This window comes from Flavobacterium sp. LK-23 (genome assembly GCF_058135255.1).
Genome location: NZ_JBYUVT010000006.1, coordinates 1 through 15,972 on the forward strand (window position 1 = coordinate 1; position 15,972 = coordinate 15,972).

At 33.5% G+C, this 15,972-nt stretch carries 14 protein-coding genes; 4 read left to right on the forward strand and 10 right to left on the reverse strand.

The window, feature by feature from the left end; genetic code table 11:
- The first annotated feature begins 393 nt into the window (after positions 1 to 393).
- Positions 394 to 1,944 (forward strand): vWA domain-containing protein, encoded by a 1,551-nt coding sequence (locus tag AC3Y25_RS11105; RefSeq protein ID WP_489902795.1) that lies wholly within the window; start codon positions 394 to 396, stop codon positions 1,942 to 1,944.
- 85 nt (positions 1,945 to 2,029) lie between these two features.
- On the opposite strand, the gene AC3Y25_RS11110 is transcribed toward AC3Y25_RS11105, so the two are convergent.
- The 9 genes from AC3Y25_RS11110 to AC3Y25_RS11150 all read right to left on the reverse strand — a co-directional run bounded on the left by AC3Y25_RS11110 (position 2,030) and on the right by AC3Y25_RS11150 (position 11,799).
- Positions 2,030 to 2,776, reverse strand: coding sequence for a tetratricopeptide repeat protein (locus tag AC3Y25_RS11110; protein ID WP_489902796.1), 747 nt, complete (start codon positions 2,774 to 2,776; stop codon positions 2,030 to 2,032).
- Positions 2,777 to 2,865: 89 nt separating this feature from the next.
- Positions 2,866 to 4,614: a BatD family protein gene (locus AC3Y25_RS11115; RefSeq protein ID WP_489902797.1), complete on the reverse strand. Its 1,749-nt coding sequence runs from the start codon at positions 4,612 to 4,614 to the stop codon at positions 2,866 to 2,868.
- Between the two features lie 108 nt (positions 4,615 to 4,722).
- Complete coding sequence (locus tag AC3Y25_RS11120) at positions 4,723 to 5,490, reverse strand: tetratricopeptide repeat protein (protein WP_489902798.1); 768 nt, start codon at positions 5,488 to 5,490, stop codon at positions 4,723 to 4,725.
- Positions 5,491 to 5,529: 39 nt separating this feature from the next.
- Complete coding sequence (locus tag AC3Y25_RS11125; protein ID WP_248728578.1) at positions 5,530 to 6,564, reverse strand: vWA domain-containing protein; 1,035 nt, start codon at positions 6,562 to 6,564, stop codon at positions 5,530 to 5,532.
- A gap of 129 nt (positions 6,565 to 6,693) precedes the next feature.
- The gene (locus AC3Y25_RS11130; protein WP_489902799.1) at positions 6,694 to 7,695 is read right to left on the reverse strand and encodes a vWA domain-containing protein; all 1,002 of its coding nucleotides are present in this window, start codon (positions 7,693 to 7,695) and stop codon (positions 6,694 to 6,696) included.
- Positions 7,695 to 9,332 carry a hypothetical protein gene (locus tag AC3Y25_RS11135; RefSeq protein ID WP_489902800.1) on the reverse strand — a complete coding sequence of 546 codons (1,638 nt, stop codon included), beginning with the start codon at positions 9,330 to 9,332 and terminating at the stop codon, positions 7,695 to 7,697. Before AC3Y25_RS11135 ends, AC3Y25_RS11130 begins: the two co-directional genes overlap by 1 nt.
- A gap of 87 nt (positions 9,333 to 9,419) precedes the next feature.
- Positions 9,420 to 9,776: a four helix bundle protein gene (locus AC3Y25_RS11140; RefSeq protein ID WP_379798409.1), complete on the reverse strand. Its 357-nt coding sequence runs from the start codon at positions 9,774 to 9,776 to the stop codon at positions 9,420 to 9,422.
- Positions 9,777 to 9,850: 74 nt separating this feature from the next.
- Positions 9,851 to 10,714, reverse strand: a complete 864-nt coding sequence (locus tag AC3Y25_RS11145) for a DUF58 domain-containing protein (RefSeq protein WP_489902801.1) — start codon at positions 10,712 to 10,714, stop codon at positions 9,851 to 9,853.
- 80 nt (positions 10,715 to 10,794) lie between these two features.
- On the reverse strand, positions 10,795 to 11,799 hold the full coding sequence (locus AC3Y25_RS11150) for an AAA family ATPase (protein ID WP_095928410.1): 1,005 nt from the start codon (positions 11,797 to 11,799) through the stop codon (positions 10,795 to 10,797).
- A 212-nt stretch (positions 11,800 to 12,011) separates the two neighbouring features.
- Between AC3Y25_RS11150 and AC3Y25_RS11155 the strand changes: the two genes are divergently transcribed.
- The 3 genes from AC3Y25_RS11155 (at position 12,012) to AC3Y25_RS11165 (ending at position 15,032) form a co-directional block, all read left to right on the forward strand.
- Positions 12,012 to 12,887 carry an aldo/keto reductase gene (locus tag AC3Y25_RS11155; protein ID WP_489902802.1) on the forward strand — a complete coding sequence of 292 codons (876 nt, stop codon included), beginning with the start codon at positions 12,012 to 12,014 and terminating at the stop codon, positions 12,885 to 12,887.
- A gap of 134 nt (positions 12,888 to 13,021) precedes the next feature.
- Positions 13,022 to 13,777 carry an SDR family NAD(P)-dependent oxidoreductase gene (locus AC3Y25_RS11160; protein ID WP_489902803.1) on the forward strand — a complete coding sequence of 252 codons (756 nt, stop codon included), beginning with the start codon at positions 13,022 to 13,024 and terminating at the stop codon, positions 13,775 to 13,777.
- Positions 13,778 to 13,886: 109 nt separating this feature from the next.
- A complete protein-coding gene (locus AC3Y25_RS11165) occupies positions 13,887 to 15,032 on the forward strand; it encodes an ATP-binding protein (RefSeq protein WP_489902804.1) in 1,146 nt (381 codons plus the stop codon).
- A 126-nt stretch (positions 15,033 to 15,158) separates the two neighbouring features.
- Here AC3Y25_RS11165 and AC3Y25_RS11170 read toward each other — a convergent pair whose 3' ends face one another.
- Positions 15,159 to 15,902: a DUF3298 and DUF4163 domain-containing protein gene (locus AC3Y25_RS11170; RefSeq protein WP_427875474.1), complete on the reverse strand. Its 744-nt coding sequence runs from the start codon at positions 15,900 to 15,902 to the stop codon at positions 15,159 to 15,161.
- Positions 15,903 to 15,972: the final 70 nt, after the last annotated feature.

Sequence of the window (15,972 nt, forward strand, 5' to 3'; positions counted from 1 at the left end):
ATTAATCCATTTAATCATTTTAATCTGTGGCAAAAAAACACACATTTAATTTTTTATACCCCATTTTATTGTAGAGATGCACCGCAGTGCGTCTAACACAAAATTGGATGCAAAAAAATAATGCCACAGATTAGAGGATTCAAAAAGATTAATCTATTTAATCATTTTAATCTGTGGCAAAAAAATATTCGCATTTCACAAAAAAATATTCTACACTAAATCCCTTTAAAATCAAGGTTTCTCATTTTATTTTTACGTAAGAAAAGGATTTTTAAATTTTTTGGCACGATTTTGCTTACTCGAAAAAATGCAAATAATCGCCTCTAGTACATCCGGAATGCTAGTCCTTATTTGAAGCCTATAACCTTTTATTAATTTTTAAAAATTTACTTTATGAGAAATCTTAATTTCTTTATGATGGCATTCCTCGTACTTACTATTTTCAGCTGTAAGAAAGCGTATGCACCAGAAGAAGCTGCGGATTCAGCCGAAATCGCAGTAGCAACAACTGATTCAGTTTCAGATGAAGAATATATTCCCGAACCAAACACAGAAAGCTATGCAGGATTAGAAGAAAATCCGTTTGAATCTCCGCTTAAAGCGCCTCTTTCTACTTTTTCTATAGATGTTGATAATGCATCGTATACCAATATTCGCCGATTTATAAACGAAGGACAGAAAGTTCCCAAAGATGCCGTTCGTGTTGAAGAAATGATCAATTTCTTTAAATACAAATATCCACAGCCAGACGGACAGCATCCTTTTGCAATTCATACAGAATACAGCGATTGCCCGTGGAATAAAAACAGCCGATTGCTAAAAATAGGTTTGCAGGGAAAAGATGTTCCAATGGCAAATTTGCCGGCTACTAATCTTGTATTTCTGGTTGATGTTTCTGGTTCGATGGATGAACCAAATAAATTGCCATTGCTAAAAGAATCTATGAAAATTTTGGTGAAAGAACTTCGCAGTACCGATAGAGTTTCGATTGTAGTTTATGCAGGATCTGCTGGAGTAGTTTTAGAACCTACTTCTGGTGACAATAAAGACGAAATTATGGATGCTTTTGATGATTTACATGCAGATGGGAGCACGGCAGGAGGAGAAGGAATCGAATTAGCGTACAAATTGGCACAGCAGAATTTTATTAAAGAGGGCAATAATAGAGTGGTGATAGCTACTGACGGTGATTTTAATGTTGGCGCTTCTTCAGATGATGATATGCTGAAATTAATCGAACAAAAAAGAGAATCTGGAGTTTTCTTAACCGTTCTTGGATTTGGAATGGGAAATTACAAAGACAGTAAAATGGAAATTCTTGCCGATAAAGGAAACGGAAATTATGCTTATATTGATAACATTCAAGAGGCAAATCGTTTTCTTGGAAAAGAATTTAAAGGTTCTATGTTTGCTATCGCGAAAGATGTAAAAATCCAAATCGAGTTTAATCCGAATCACGTTCAGGCGTACCGATTGATTGGTTATGAAAACCGAAAATTAAATGCTGAAGATTTTAAAAATGATAAAATTGATGCAGGCGAATTAGGCAGCGGACACTCGGTTACGGCTTTGTATGAGATTGTTCCGATTGGTGTAGAAAGTGATTATGTTCCTTCAGATTTAAAATATACTAAAACGCAGAAAGTGGCTGGAAATCATAGTGATGAATTAGCTACAGTAAAATTTAGATATAAAAAACCTGATGGCAACAAAAGTATTGAAATCGTAAATGTAATTGCAGACCAAAAAACGGACTTAGAAAACAGTTCTCAAGATTTCAAATTCACAACTGCTGTTTCTTGGTTTGGACTAAAATTGCGCGATTCAAAATATATAGCAAACAGTTCAAGTTCTGATATTAAAAGATTGGCAAAATCTGGTTTGTCAAACGACGAAGAAGGATACAGATCTGAGTTTATACGATTGGTTGATGCGGTAAATTAATTTAAAATTTCAAATAATGTAAAAATCCCAAATTCCAAAGCAGTTATTGGAATTTGGGATTTCTATATTTAAATATTTTAAAACTTTATTTTACCTCTTTGATAGTTGAAGAATCTATCCAACCTTGTGTTCCGTCTGTCAATTCGATTTTTTTCCAGCCAGCAACACTTTCCAAAACATACACTTTTGCTCCTTCATGCAATAAAATAATTCCAGTCGAAGATTTTTTAGGCTCATGCCTAACTTGGCTTAATTCAGAAAAAACAATGGCTACACGATCGTTTTCAAAATGATTTTTTTCAGACATTCCCGCTGAAATGCTTAAAGCAAAAGCCACCAAAACGATAAACATTCCGACAAAATAAATTCTTTTTGCAAGTGTAGCGTTCGAAAAATAATATCCAATAAAACTCAACAAAAACACAAAACCGAGCGCAACAGAAATTTTAGCCCAAGTATTGTAATCAAAAATAGAAGTAAAGTTCTGAATCAGTTTGGCAAAACCTACTTTTGGAACTTCTTTGATTTCATCAATCGTTAGTTTTTTGGCAAATTTTAAGTTGTTTAAAGTCTCAGGATCGTTTGGTTTAAGAACCAAAGCCTTTTCATAATTATAAATCGAAGGTGCAACCTGATTTAGTTTGTAATAACAGTTTCCAAGATTAAAATACACTTCAGCAGAATGTAATTTGTCTTCTTTTATAATGTTTTCATAAACCTGCGCCGCTTCTTTATATTGTCCTTTTTGGTACAATGCATTGGCCGATGCAAAGCGACCTTGCGCAAAGAAAACCTGCGAGATGAATAAAAAGAGATATAGTATGTTTTTCATTTTCTATTATAATAAAGATTATCAACTTTGCGAACTTAAATTCGACTCAATCTAAATCAATTTTCTTAGCGAACTTTGCGGTAAAAAAATTAAACAATCTGTTTTTCTAATTCAGAAATAATCAATACGGCCTTATCATAATCCTGTTGAATTGAAGCGCTCGATGCTGGTGCATAACGTGCAAATTCGCAGTTTTCAGTCAAAGCAATAAAATTCTGAACCGTTTCTGGATTTGCATTTCTAGATAACAGCAATTCTCTAATATTATCTTTACTCATTTCTGAAGTTTCGATATGTAGTTTTGCTTTCAAGAAATTATGCATTGCTTTTTCAAGTGCAATATAGAAAGGCTCCTTGTTGTTAAGATGTTTCTTTGCTTGCGATAAATATTTCTTAGCCAGCTTATTGTTCATTCTAATTCTATTTCCAGTAACATCACTATCCATAGCTTCTTTTTTCTTTCTAGCTAAAATGATTATCGGGATAATGATAAATGGAGCAAACAATAATCCTAAATACAGATTCGAATCATAAAAATCTTTTTTCTCAATAGGAATTAATGCTGTTCTAGATTTAATGTTTTTGAATTGATCTGCTTTCGTCACCGCATTTTTAGAAGCCGATGCTCCTGGATTTGCTTCAGCAGGCGTTGGACCATCCAAAACATCAATCATAATTTCTTTTGAAGTAATGGTTTTATAAGTACCAGAACTCAAATCGAAATAGGAGAACTGCATTGGTTTTATCGCATATTTTCCTCGGTATTGCGGTACAATAGTGTATTTGTCTGTAATTCTTCCAGACATGCCGCTTAGTGAAGTCGTTACTTGCTCGTCATGAACAGGATCATACATTTCTAATGCATTTGGAACAACTGGTTTTGGAAGCGTAAACAACTTCATATTTCCAGTTCCTTGCGCACTTACGATTAAGTCCAGACCTTCGCCATTTTTAAGCGTTGTTTTTGATGGAGTAACGGTAAAATTCAGTCTTCCGACAGCTCCAGTAAATCCTTCTGGTTTTGTGCTTTCTGGAAGTGGCCTTACATTGATTGTTTTTGCTCCAGCAGAAACTACTTTATTGTCTTCTGTAATAATCATTTGACCAAACATATCACGGCGATTTGTTGGCAATTGCACACCAATATCTAATGAAAGAGGTTCAATAGTAAGTTTTCCTGATTTCTGAGGATATAAAATGGTCTTTTTCAGGATAACATAATAACATTTTTGGCCTTGGAAATTTCCTTCTTCAATTGCCAATTGTTTGATATCGATGTTCTGATTCCAGAAATCATTGTATTTAGGTTTGGCCAATTCTTTAAATCCTGTAACTCCAATATTATTGAAATACAATTTGTAAACCGCTGTTATTGGTTCGTTTAGATACGGATTTGTTTTTGAAATTTCGGCAACAAGAGTCAATAATTCATTTCCAGATCCTGGAGGTCTATCGTTTGGATCTCTTTCTTGAGCCACGGCATTGGTCACAGTAACCTTAATCGGATTTGTTTTGTAAACCTGACCGTTGAATTCTATCGCGGCCTGCTTAATGGTGACAACTCCTTTTCTCTCAGGCTGCAAGATATAAGAATATATTTTCTGAAAAGAGCTTCGCCCATTTATCCAAGACTGACTAATCTGTTGGCTTGGTCCTGCGACCATTTTAAACCCCTCAAAAGAAGGTTGCTCGAAATTATCTCCGTCAACATTCATGATGAAGTCGATGCGAAGTCTTTCATTTATTCCAAGCGAGTTTTTGCTGACTCTGGCTTCAAATTGTACTTGAGCCATAAGTCCTTGAAAAGTGAGTAGAAATAGAATTAAATATCTTTTCATTACTTGTTTAATCGTTGTTTTTAATGCTTAATCGTTTAAACGTTATTTTGTTTAATCGTATTGTTTGGATCAAATAAACAAATTAACGGTTAAACGATTAACCAAATTTTACCAGTCTTTTTCTGTTTTCTTAGGATTAGTTTTTACTTTTTGAGCATTTACTTTGTCCTGAATTTTCTTTTCCTCATTATTTACAGCGTCAAGCAAATTCTGAACACGTTCTTTTGATATTCCTCCAGGCTGTGGTTTTGGCTCTCCTTGATTATCAGATTTGTCATCTTTCTTAGGATCGTTTTTACCGTCTTTTTTGTCTTTATCCTGGTCGCCTTTATCGTCTTTTTTATCCTTGTCTTTATCTTTATTTTTGTCCTTGTCCTTGTCTTTATCTTTGTTTTTATCCTTATCCTTGTCTTTGTCCTTATTTTTATCTTTCTGATCGTTTTTAGGAGGATTCTCTTTTAATTTTTGTTTTGCGTAAGCATAATTGTAACGTGTTTCATCATCAGTCGGATCGTTACGAAGTGCTTGTTTGTAAGCTTCAACGGCTTGAGAATAATCTTTCTCTTTCATAAAAGTATTTCCAAGATTATGATAAGCCTTGTGTTTTTCAGGTCTCGTTTTGGCATTTTTTATCGCTTTCGCGTAAGCAAATTTAGCTTCCGAAATCTGATTTTGTCTATAAATGGTATTTCCTAAATTATATGGAGCTGCTGATTTTTTAGGAAATTTTGATTCCGAAATTCTATAGTTTGCCTCAGCATCAGTAAATTTATTCTGTTTATATTCTTCATTACCAGCAGGCAATGATTTGTCCTTTTCTTGTGCAGCAGCTGCAAAAGAAACCGTTAGTAAAATATAAAGGAGTAAATTTTTCATTCTAATTTTGTTTTCTGTTCTGAATTTCACTCTGAACATTTATTTCTTTTCATTAAATAAATCCAACTCTTTGATCCAGCTTGTTTTTCTTTCTAACAAGAAAATGTCTAGGAAAAGCAGTAAAAATGCAAATCCGATAAACCATTGGAACTGCGATTGAAATTCTGCCATTTGTGTAGCTTCAAATTCTGTTTTCTGAATATTGTTCAAAGCATTTTTTACATATTCTAAAACTTCTTTTGTACTTCCGCCGTAAACATAACCACCTTTTGTTGCTTTTGCAATTGTTTTTAAACCTTCTTGGTTTAATTTGGTAATAACTGTTTCTCCATTTTGGTCTTTTTGATAGCCTCTTACAACGCCATTTTCTTTTAACGGAATTGTTCCTCCTCTTTCTGTTCCAACGCCAATTGTGATGATTTTCATTCCTAATTTATTGGCTTCTTCTGCCGCGGCAGTTGCACCTTCAGAATGATCTTCACCGTCAGAAATCAGAATTAATAATTTACTGGTCTTACTCTTTTCATCAAAATAAGTAGAGGATAATTTAATCGCTTCATCCAAAGAGGTTCCTTGAGAGGAAACCATTCCCGGATTCATACTTTGCAAGAACATTTTTGCAACGCTGTAATCTGATGTAATGGGTAAAACTGGGAAAGCACTTCCCGCATACGCCACGATTCCGATTCTATCGCTTCCTAAATTGTTAATGATTTGAGAAACCAACTGCTTACTTTTATCCAAACGGCTAGGAACAACATCTTCAGCAAGCATACTTTTAGAAACGTCGACAGCAAAAACAATATCAATACCTTCTCGTTTTACGGTTTCCATTTTGGTTCCGATTTTCGGATTTACCAAACCAATAATTAAACAAGTAAGTGCCAAAAGAATTACAACAATTTTTAAAACAGGTTTAAAAACCGATTTCTCAGGGCTCAATCTTTTTACCATTTCCAAATCACCAAATTCACGTTGTGTTCTTCTTTTCCAATACATATTGAAAAGAAAAATACATACCACAATTGGGATAAGTAATAAGAGATATAAATATTTTTTTTCGTCTAATTCCATAAATGTTTTTAAATTCCAATATTGAAATTCCAAATTCCAAATCCTCTTTCTAATTTTTAATCTTCAAATTCCAAATTCCAATTTGTTGTTTGGAATTTTTAGAATTGGAATTTTTTAATTTTTTCAAAATTAAATGAAGCTTCTGTAAACCGTATTTCTTAATCCAACTTCAAGCAATAACATTAAACCTGCAAATAAGACAAAAAACCTATATTTTTCGTCGTAATCGTAGAATTTCAGTTCCTGAATTTCTGTAGTTTCCAGTTTATTGATCGATTTGTATATTTCTGCTAATTTATCATTGCTTGTTGCTCTAAAGTATGTTCCATCTGTTTTTCTAGCAATGTTTCTCATTAGCTTTTCATCGATTTCAACTTTCTGCATTTTAAATAAGAAACCGCCATTTGGAGCATATGCGTATGGAGATTCTGCCATTCCGTTTGTTCCAAGACCAATTGTATAAACTTTTATTCCGTATTGTTTTGCAATATCAGAGGCAGTTTCTGGTTCGATAAAACCAGCATTGTTAACACCGTCAGTAAGTAAAATAATTACACGGCTTTTTGCTTTGCTATCTTTCAAACGATTTACAGCAGTTGCCAATCCCATTCCAATTCCAGTTCCGTCTTGTAAAACCGTATCGTATTTAATTCCTTTTATAGCTTCAAGAATAATAGCTTTATCGCTTGTAACAGGCGTTTTGGTGTATGCTTCAGAAGCGTACAAAACCAATCCGATTCTGTCATTTGGTCTTTCTTCAACGAAATCGGCTGCAACTCTTTTTAAAGCTTCCATACGATTTGGCTTTAAATCTTTTGCCAGCATAGATCCAGAAACGTCAATTGCCATTACAATATCAATTCCTTTTGTTGTTTTAGTCTGGTTGCTAATATCTACAGTTCTTGGGCGTGCCAATGCTATAATTAACGAGCTTAAAGCGAGAATTCTGAAAACGTATAAAGCAGGTTTGAACTTGATCCAAAACGATTGATTATTTTGGAATCCTGCTGTCGAACTCATTTTTAAGGTAGCCGACTGCTGGTTGCGTTTCCAGAAAAACCAGATTACTGCAATCGGAATTAATAGAAACAACCAAAGGAACTCTGGATTTAAAAAAGTGATCTTGCTCATTAGTTGTTTGCTCTTTGAAGTTCAACAGAATTTAATATTCGGGTCGTGATTTCATTTGCATAAGTATCGCCTTCTTCGTGCAAAATCAGGATTTGCTGTAAACCTTGATCTTGTTTGAAAAGTAACAATTCATAATATGCTTTTGTACTCGTTTTAGTTGCTGGATTCAAAACAGTCATTGTTCCGTAACCTTTTACTCCCTGAATACCTTCATTAGTTTGAAAATCTTCTTGTTTTACTATAATATTTTGTCCGCCTTGAGCCTCAATAATTTTTAAAGTGCCTTCGAGAGTTTTACTTAAATCAATATCTGTTGGCTGTTTGAATTTAGATGTTGAAACCGTTACGTAAAAATTATCAATCATACTTCCGTAGGCAAAAAGTTGCATTTCTTTGATAAGTGCCATTGCTTCTTTTGGAAGTGCTTTTTGCGCATCCATTCTTTTTAAAACCTTTGGCGTTTCAATAACAACAGCTGGACTTCCGTAAGCACTTTTTACCCATTCGCCTTCTAATAATTCTTTAGAAGGGTGACCAATTACATTGTCTTTTACATAATTGAACCCTTTGGTAACAACAAAGAAAGTTGTGGTAGCAAACAATAAAAGTATGATAGCGGCAACGGAATAACCAATTCTAGCATTGCGCTGTTTTTTAAGCTGTGCCTGAATTTGTTTTTGTCTTTGCGCTTCGTTTAATAACTGATCTTCAATTTCTTCTGGAACTTCAGTTGGAATTGCATTATCAAGGGTTAAAATTACTTTCTGTATTTTATTTCTATCATCGGTAATTTCAAAATCAAGCGGTTTAGATTTTGCAAATTTTACCAAATCGGCCTGACGTAAAACGCGTTCTAAATTTTCAACCGTTTCAGGTGTAAGGGTCATTTTCTTTTTGGTCGAAGCTTCTCTAATTGCAGCAATTAACTCAGAAGTTGTGCTTTCCATTGCTGGGATATGAATGGCTTCTTCGATATAATTTCTAGCAATATCGGTCAGTTCGCTATAGTATTCTTTGATTTCTCCTTTTTGAACCAGTTCTTTTTGTTCTAGATTATTTAATAAACTAGTCGCTTTTTCGATAGGAGTTTTATAAACTTCCTCTTCGATTTTTTTCAACTGACGTTTTTTGACATACCAGTAAACAAAAGCACCAATTCCTAAAATGGCTAGAACTATTAAAGTGTAAATCCACCAATTTCCCATTCCTTCATCAACAGAAGAAATATCTTTAATGTCGTACATTTTCTGCTGTAAAGTATCAACTTTTACAGCGGCTACTTCAACTTTAATAGAATCAGAGTAAAAAGGTTTTTTATCAATTAAAATTTTGATGCTCGGAATCGTATAACGGCCAGAATCAAACTGTGTTAAACCATATTTTTTTATAAGTTCGTAATTAGTGGCATCTTTCTTAACCGTATCAATTGGATAAGACTGGATAACTTCTAACGGACCAATATTTTTAAGTTTAGGAAATTCAACTTTTGATGTTGAAGTTACAACTGTTTTCAGGGTCAGTTTGAACTCAGCACCAATTTTATTTTTGGTGGTATCAATACTCGTTTCTACTTGTTTTTGCTGAGCAAAAATCATGGTAGAAAAAAGCAATAAAAATATATAAAGTTTAAATTTCATTTGATTAACGATTGAAGATTAACGATTTTTGATTTTTGATTTTTCCAAGGATTGTCAATAGTTTTCTAAAATAGTAATCTTTAATTTTTATGAATTATTTTTTGATGTTTTAATGCTGGACACAAAAATGGAAATTAATTGATTTGCTTCTATTTTTACTTGCATTAAACTTTCTTTGTCTGTTGATAAATTTGCTTTTTCTATTATTTTCAAACAAACAAATGTTTCTCTTAATTCTTTCAGACAAATTCCCATTTTATGAATAAAATCTTTTTTACTCTCTGCACTTTGCGCTTCACCGTAATTTAACGCTGGCGATGTTCCCGATCGGATTATTTGCCCTGACAGATGATTTCCTGCATAATTTTTCTCAAACTTACTTGCTATAATTATAATTGTTGCTGCAAAATCAATCAATCTATTTTCTAATTCTTGTTTGGTCATTTCTTAAATACTTCCTTTAATCTCAAATCATACACATCATAAATCAAAAATCGTTAATCAAAAATCAAAAATCTTTACCTCGATTTGAAATAGCCTAATAGTTTAGTAACGTAATTTTCGTCTACTCTGGTATTTACAATTCCTGCTCCAGATTTACGGAAAGTATCTTTAAAGTAATTCAGCTTTTCTTGATAATGTTTTTCATAATTCATTCGAACAGCTTTAGAACTTGTATCAACCAATTGTATTTTTCCGGTTTCGGAATCCAGCATGTTTACCATTCCTAAATTTGGAATTCTTTCTTCGCGAATATCATACACACGAACACCTGTAATGTCATGTTTTTTAGAAGCAATCTTTAATGTATGCTCATAAGAATCAGACATAAAATCGGAAATCATAAAAATGATGGCTTTCTTTTTCTGGGTTCCAGATAAGAATTTCAAGGCTTGAGCAATGTCTGTTTTATGACTTTTTGGTTCAAATTCGATCAATTCACGAATGATGCGTAGTACGTGTGAACGTCCTTTTTTAGGCGGAATATATAATTCTACAGTATCAGAAAATAAGATTAAACCAATTTTGTCATTATTCTGTGTAGCCGAAAAAGCCATCGTTGCCGCAATTTCGGTTACGATGTCTTTCTTGAATTGATTTTTAGAACCAAAAGATTCCGAACCCGAAATATCGACCATTAAAACCATGGTTAATTCGCGTTCTTCTTCAAATACTTTAACGTGAGCTTCATTGTAGCGTGCGGTTACATTCCAATCGATGTTACGAATATCATCTCCGTATTGGTATTGACGCACCTCGCTAAACGTCATTCCTCGTCCTTTAAATGAAGAGTGGTATTCTCCCGAAAAGATATGATTACTCAGTCTTTTCGTTTTGATTTCTATTTTCCGTACTTTTTTTAAAAGCTCTTTTGTATCCATTCTATTTGTTTAAAGTTTAAAGTTTAAAAGTTTCAAGTTTGTCTTGCAACAACCTGAAACCTGAAACCTGAAACAAATTTTTAAGGTACCTCAATCTCGTTAACGATTTTGTTGATAATGTCTACAGAAGTGATGTTTTCTGCTTCTGCTTCGTAAGTGATTCCAACTCTGTGACGTAATACATCGTGAACAACTGCACGAACGTCTTCTGGAATTACATAACCACGACGTTTGATGAAAGCATAACATTTAGCAGCATTAGCCAAGTTGATACTTCCACGAGGAGAAGCTCCAAAACTGATAAGCGGTTTTAAATCGGCTAATTTGTATTTTTCTGGGTAACGTGTAGCGAAAATAATATCAAGAATATATTTCTCGATTTTTTCATCCATATAAACTTCACGAACAGCTTCCTGAGCACGTAGAATTTGATCTACAGAAACTACCGGATTTACTTTTTCGTAAGTTCCTTTTAAGTTTTGACGAATTACAAAACGTTCTTCATCAATTTTTGGATAATCAATAACAGTTTTCAACATAAAACGGTCAACTTGTGCTTCAGGAAGTGCATACGTTCCTTCTTGCTCAACTGGGTTTTGTGTTGCTAATACTAAAAACGGACGGTCTAATTTAAATGTAGTGTCACCAATAGTAACTTGTTTCTCCTGCATCGCCTCTAATAAAGCAGATTGAACCTTTGCTGGAGCACGGTTAATCTCATCGGCAAGTACGAAATTGGCAAAAATTGGTCCTTTTTTAATTGAGAACTCATTTGCTTTAATATTGTAAATCATGGTTCCGATAACATCGGCAGGTAATAAATCTGGCGTAAACTGGATACGGCTGAAAGATCCTTGAACTGCTTGAGAAAGCGTGTTGATGGCTAAAGTTTTTGCCAGACCAGGAACTCCTTCCAATAAAATATGCCCTTGTCCAAGTAATCCGATCAATAGACGCTCGACCATATGTTTCTGACCCACAATAACTTTGTTCATTTCCATTGTAAGAAGGTCTATAAAAGCACTTTCTCTCTCAATTTTTTCATTTATCGCTCTAATGTCTAAAGTCGTTGTATTTTCTTCCATATAAATATTTTTAAAACCTTGATTTTAACGCCTAATTTTTGAGAGTGCAAATTGAATATTTTTTAAGAAGTAAGATGTTAAAGAATGGTTAAAACTTCGACCAAAGACCTAATTTTAAGGACTAATTGTGAATCTATTTTTATATTTTTAAGAACTTTGATGATTATGTTTTAGTAAAGCATAATTATTACCAAAAATAACGCATAATTATTATGAGCAAAACAGTCTTATCGCCTATAATTTCGGGCACTATGAATTGGGGAGTTTGGGATAAAAACCTTACAACTAAAGAAATGGAAAACATGATACAGGTGAGTATCGAAAACAAAATTACGACTTTTGATCACGCGGATATTTACGGTTCGTATACGACCGAAGCCGATTTTGGAAAAGCCTTTCACGCAAGTAAGATTGCCCGTGAAAAATTACAATTAATTACCAAGTGCGGAATTCAGATGATTGCTGAAAAACGCCCCGAAAACAAAATCAAACATTACGATTATTCCAAAGACTATATTATTAAGTCTGTAGAAACATCTTTGAAGAATTTAAAAACAGATTATGTAGATGTTTTTTTACTTCACAGACCAAGTCCGTTAATGCAGGCTGAGGAAATTGCAGAAGCGGTTGAGAAATTAAAAGGAGAAGGAAAAATTATTGATTTTGGACTTTCAAACTTTACAAGCTCACAAACTGAATTGATTCGTCAGAAAACAGAAGTAAGCTATAATCAAGTTCAGTTTTCTGCTACGCATTATGAAGCAATGACTGACGGAAGTTTAGATTATATGCAGACTAACGGAATTCGACCTTTATCATGGAATCCGCTAGGAACGGTTTTTAGAGAAGATACAAAACAAACTCGCCGTTTGAAAAAACTGTTTTCTACTTTATTAGAGAAATATCATTTAGGTGCAGATACACTTTTATTGGCATGGATTTTAAAACATCCAGCAAGAGTTATTCCTATTGCAGGAACTGTTAACGTTGCCAGAATTCAATCTCTGTCAAAAGCAGTTGAATTAGAAATGGATAAAGAAGATTGGTTTGCGATCTGGACTGAAAGTATGGGCGATGATGTGCCTTAATTTTTAAGTATTCAGTCGCAGTGACAGTATTCAGTTAAACGCGTAAAAAAATAGTAGCCACAGATTAAAAGAATTTTCACAGATTGAAAAATCATTTAAATCCTTTTAATCTGTGGCAAAATGAAATCAACAAAATGAAAAAAACAGTTTTAATTACTGGTGCTACAAGCGGAATTGGAAAAGCAACCGCTCAGATTTTAGCAAAAAACAATTATAAAGTTGTTCTTTGCGGAAGACGTCAAGACCGTTTAGAAGAACTTCAAAATGAACTTTCTGTTTTTACAGAAGTACATACTTTAGCATTTGATGTTCGTGATAAAGAAGATGTTCTGCAAAAAATAGGCTCTTTACCAAACGATTTTGCAACAATTGACGTTTTAATTAATAACGCTGGAAATGCCCACGGTTTAGATCCGATTCAGAACGGAAATTTAGACGATTGGGATGCCATGATTGATATTAATGTGAAAGGACTTTTATATGTGTCAAAAGCAATAATTCCGCAAATGGTCGAAAGACAATCGGGGCATATTATTAATATAGGTTCAACAGCGGCAAAAGAAGTTTACCCAAATGGGAATGTATACTGTGGTTCTAAACATGCGGTTGATGCTATTACTGCAGGAATGCGAATCGATTTAAATCCGTTTGGAATTAGAGTTGGAGGAATTCATCCAGGAATGGTAGCAACTGAATTTAGCGAAGTTCGCTTTAAAGGAGATGTGGAAAGAGCGGCAAATGTTTATAAAGGATTTGATCCGTTACAGGCAGAAGATATTGCCGATATTATTCACTTTGTAGTTTCACGACCTTATCATGTAAATATTGCCGATTTGGTTGTTATGAGTACAGCACAGGCCTCTTCGACGATTGTTAAAAAGAATATTTAAAACTAGATTATTAGACTTCTTAGAAAGTCGGATCTTTAGTTTAACTTAGGAAACTGAAAATCAATCTGAGAAGTCTAAAAATCTAAGTCAGTCTAATAATCTAAAAAGAATGATTAATAAGCGCCTTTTAATTAAAAATCTCCTCGCTCATAATGACGAAAGCAGTTTTTATGATAAGAAAAGGCAGTTGAATCTTCATTCGCGCGAAGGGAAGGGCAAGTTTCTAAAGCACATTTGCGCGTTATCCAATTCCAACCCAAACAATAATTCTTATATCGTTGTTGGAGTAGAAGATCAAGATAATGAGATTGTAGGCGATGATTTTTTCGATGATAGCCGAATTCAGAATCTGGTCAATGCATTTTTAGAAAATCCTCCAAAAATTCAATACGAAAACGTCCCTTTTCCTAATCTTCCAAAAGACAAAGTAATCGGTCTGGTTACCATAAAGCCTAAAAGTAAAATCTCGTACTTCAAAAAAGGAATTCATACTATTTTTGCAAACAGTGTTTTTGTGAGACGTGGCAGTAATTCAATTCCACTAGAAGAACATGAGATAATCGAAAAGAGCAATCAAAATACAGAAACGGTAATTGGAATAGAAAATAGCTCTCGAAACAGTATTCAATATACTTTAGACGGCGTTATCGATTTTATGAATTTCAGACATAAAGATATGTCGCCAAAATACCGTGTTTTTAAAGAATTATTCGTGATTTGTTGGGCTGGAGTTCCGAAAAAATTACGCGATAAAACGTATTTGTCTCGTGTAGATATCGAATTAATAAACGAACAAATTAAACTTTTTTATTCGGCACAAGATGTTGTTACAATACAATATAACGACGATACTTTTACCATTACAGAATATGTTCCGCTGGGATTAAATGACAAAACGAGTTATTATCCGTTAGAAGAACAAACGATTCATTTCTTTGATAATGGTTATTATAAAATAGATCGCCAAATGCTTTTTCAGCCGCCAGAGTTCAACCGGAAAATGTTGTATCATATTTATAATTCAAATATGGCTTTGCTCGGAAAACTTCAAAAAGAAATTGCATTATCTGATCGTGAAATGAAAGATCTGGAAAATCTGCCGTCAACTTTTATGATTTGCCATTTGAATGGTTTTGAAGATGCTCGACAAAAATTAATAGATGCAAAATTGCTTTTAAAACCGTATAAGAATGTATACTCCTCTTTTAAAGAAGCTCTGAGGGTTTTACGTAAGATGAAATATGATGTTCAATAAAAAGGTGCAGAGGTTCAGAGAAACAAAGTGACAAAGGTTTTCCTGTAGAGACGCACTGCAGTGCGTCTACATCAAGCATATCTGTAAAGATTGTGTTAGATGCTGAATTTATTTAATCTAAAATGTTTATTGAAAATTCAAATATTTCTTTATTTCTTCATACGGAAATATAAGTTCTTTTGGACCATCTGCGTAGGATGCCGCTTCGTATGAGTTGTAATATAAAAGCAAACCTTCAGAGGTGTAAAAAATGTTTTGGGGCAATTGAAATTTATCGTTTTCAAACATTAAACCTGTAGCGTTGATATTGGCTTTTTCTGGGATTTTATATTTTGATCTAAATGTTTTTTCTGCGAAAGTTTTAAACTCATTTTCGTTTTTAAACAACTGATTATTGAAAATGGTTTTTCCTGTTTTTTTATCGAATAATAAAGAGCGATAACCTTGATAACCGTGAGCGCCGCCAGTAAAAGTATAATGGTCAATTTTAAGGTTTAAAATCTGGTCCGATTCAAATTCGACATTTCCAATGATTTTTGCTTCCCAGCCAAAGGTATCGTTTGGAAATTTTTGATGCATTTCTTGATAGGAGGCAATAAAAGATTTTGCCAATGCTTTGTAGCCATCAACTTTTACCGAATCGTCTTCAAAAAACACAATCTCTTTAATGACGGCAAATACTTTCTTATTAATGCTGTCTGAGGTTACTTTAACATTTTTAGCAATTGGAACTTCTATGGTGATTTTTGGGCAATCATTTTTGCATGGGACAGTAGATTTCTCTTCAAATGTTTCATTCTCAAATGAAAGCTCTTTTTTGCAACTTGTAAAAATCAAACACAAAAAGAGTATAAATAATGAATTTTTCATATCAAAAAGTGTTAATTATCTACAAAGGTAAGAAGTTGTGTCGCGATAAAATAAATTAAGCGGTAAATTT

Excerpts from the sequence above, each read along its gene's own strand:
- AC3Y25_RS11110 (WP_489902796.1), bottom strand. The coding sequence starts at position 2,776 with ATGAAAAACATACTATATCTCTTTTTATTCATCTCGCAGGTTTTCTTT.
- AC3Y25_RS11150 (WP_095928410.1), bottom strand. The coding sequence starts at position 11,799 with ATGGAAGAAAATACAACGACTTTAGACATTAGAGCGATAAATGAAAAA.
- AC3Y25_RS11165 (WP_489902804.1), top strand. The coding sequence starts at position 13,887 with ATGATTAATAAGCGCCTTTTAATTAAAAATCTCCTCGCTCATAATGAC.
- AC3Y25_RS11155 (WP_489902802.1), top strand. The coding sequence starts at position 12,012 with ATGAGCAAAACAGTCTTATCGCCTATAATTTCGGGCACTATGAATTGG.
- AC3Y25_RS11145 (WP_489902801.1), bottom strand. The coding sequence starts at position 10,714 with ATGGATACAAAAGAGCTTTTAAAAAAAGTACGGAAAATAGAAATCAAA.
- AC3Y25_RS11130 (WP_489902799.1), bottom strand. The coding sequence starts at position 7,695 with ATGAGCAAGATCACTTTTTTAAATCCAGAGTTCCTTTGGTTGTTTCTA.
- AC3Y25_RS11140 (WP_379798409.1), bottom strand. The coding sequence starts at position 9,776 with ATGACCAAACAAGAATTAGAAAATAGATTGATTGATTTTGCAGCAACA.
- AC3Y25_RS11170 (WP_427875474.1), bottom strand. The coding sequence starts at position 15,902 with ATGAAAAATTCATTATTTATACTCTTTTTGTGTTTGATTTTTACAAGT.
- AC3Y25_RS11105 (WP_489902795.1), top strand. The coding sequence starts at position 394 with ATGAGAAATCTTAATTTCTTTATGATGGCATTCCTCGTACTTACTATT.
- AC3Y25_RS11125 (WP_248728578.1), bottom strand. The coding sequence starts at position 6,564 with ATGGAATTAGACGAAAAAAAATATTTATATCTCTTATTACTTATCCCA.
- AC3Y25_RS11120 (WP_489902798.1), bottom strand. The coding sequence starts at position 5,490 with ATGAAAAATTTACTCCTTTATATTTTACTAACGGTTTCTTTTGCAGCT.
- AC3Y25_RS11160 (WP_489902803.1), top strand. The coding sequence starts at position 13,022 with ATGAAAAAAACAGTTTTAATTACTGGTGCTACAAGCGGAATTGGAAAA.
- AC3Y25_RS11115 (WP_489902797.1), bottom strand. The coding sequence starts at position 4,614 with ATGAAAAGATATTTAATTCTATTTCTACTCACTTTTCAAGGACTTATG.
- AC3Y25_RS11135 (WP_489902800.1), bottom strand. The coding sequence starts at position 9,332 with ATGAAATTTAAACTTTATATATTTTTATTGCTTTTTTCTACCATGATT.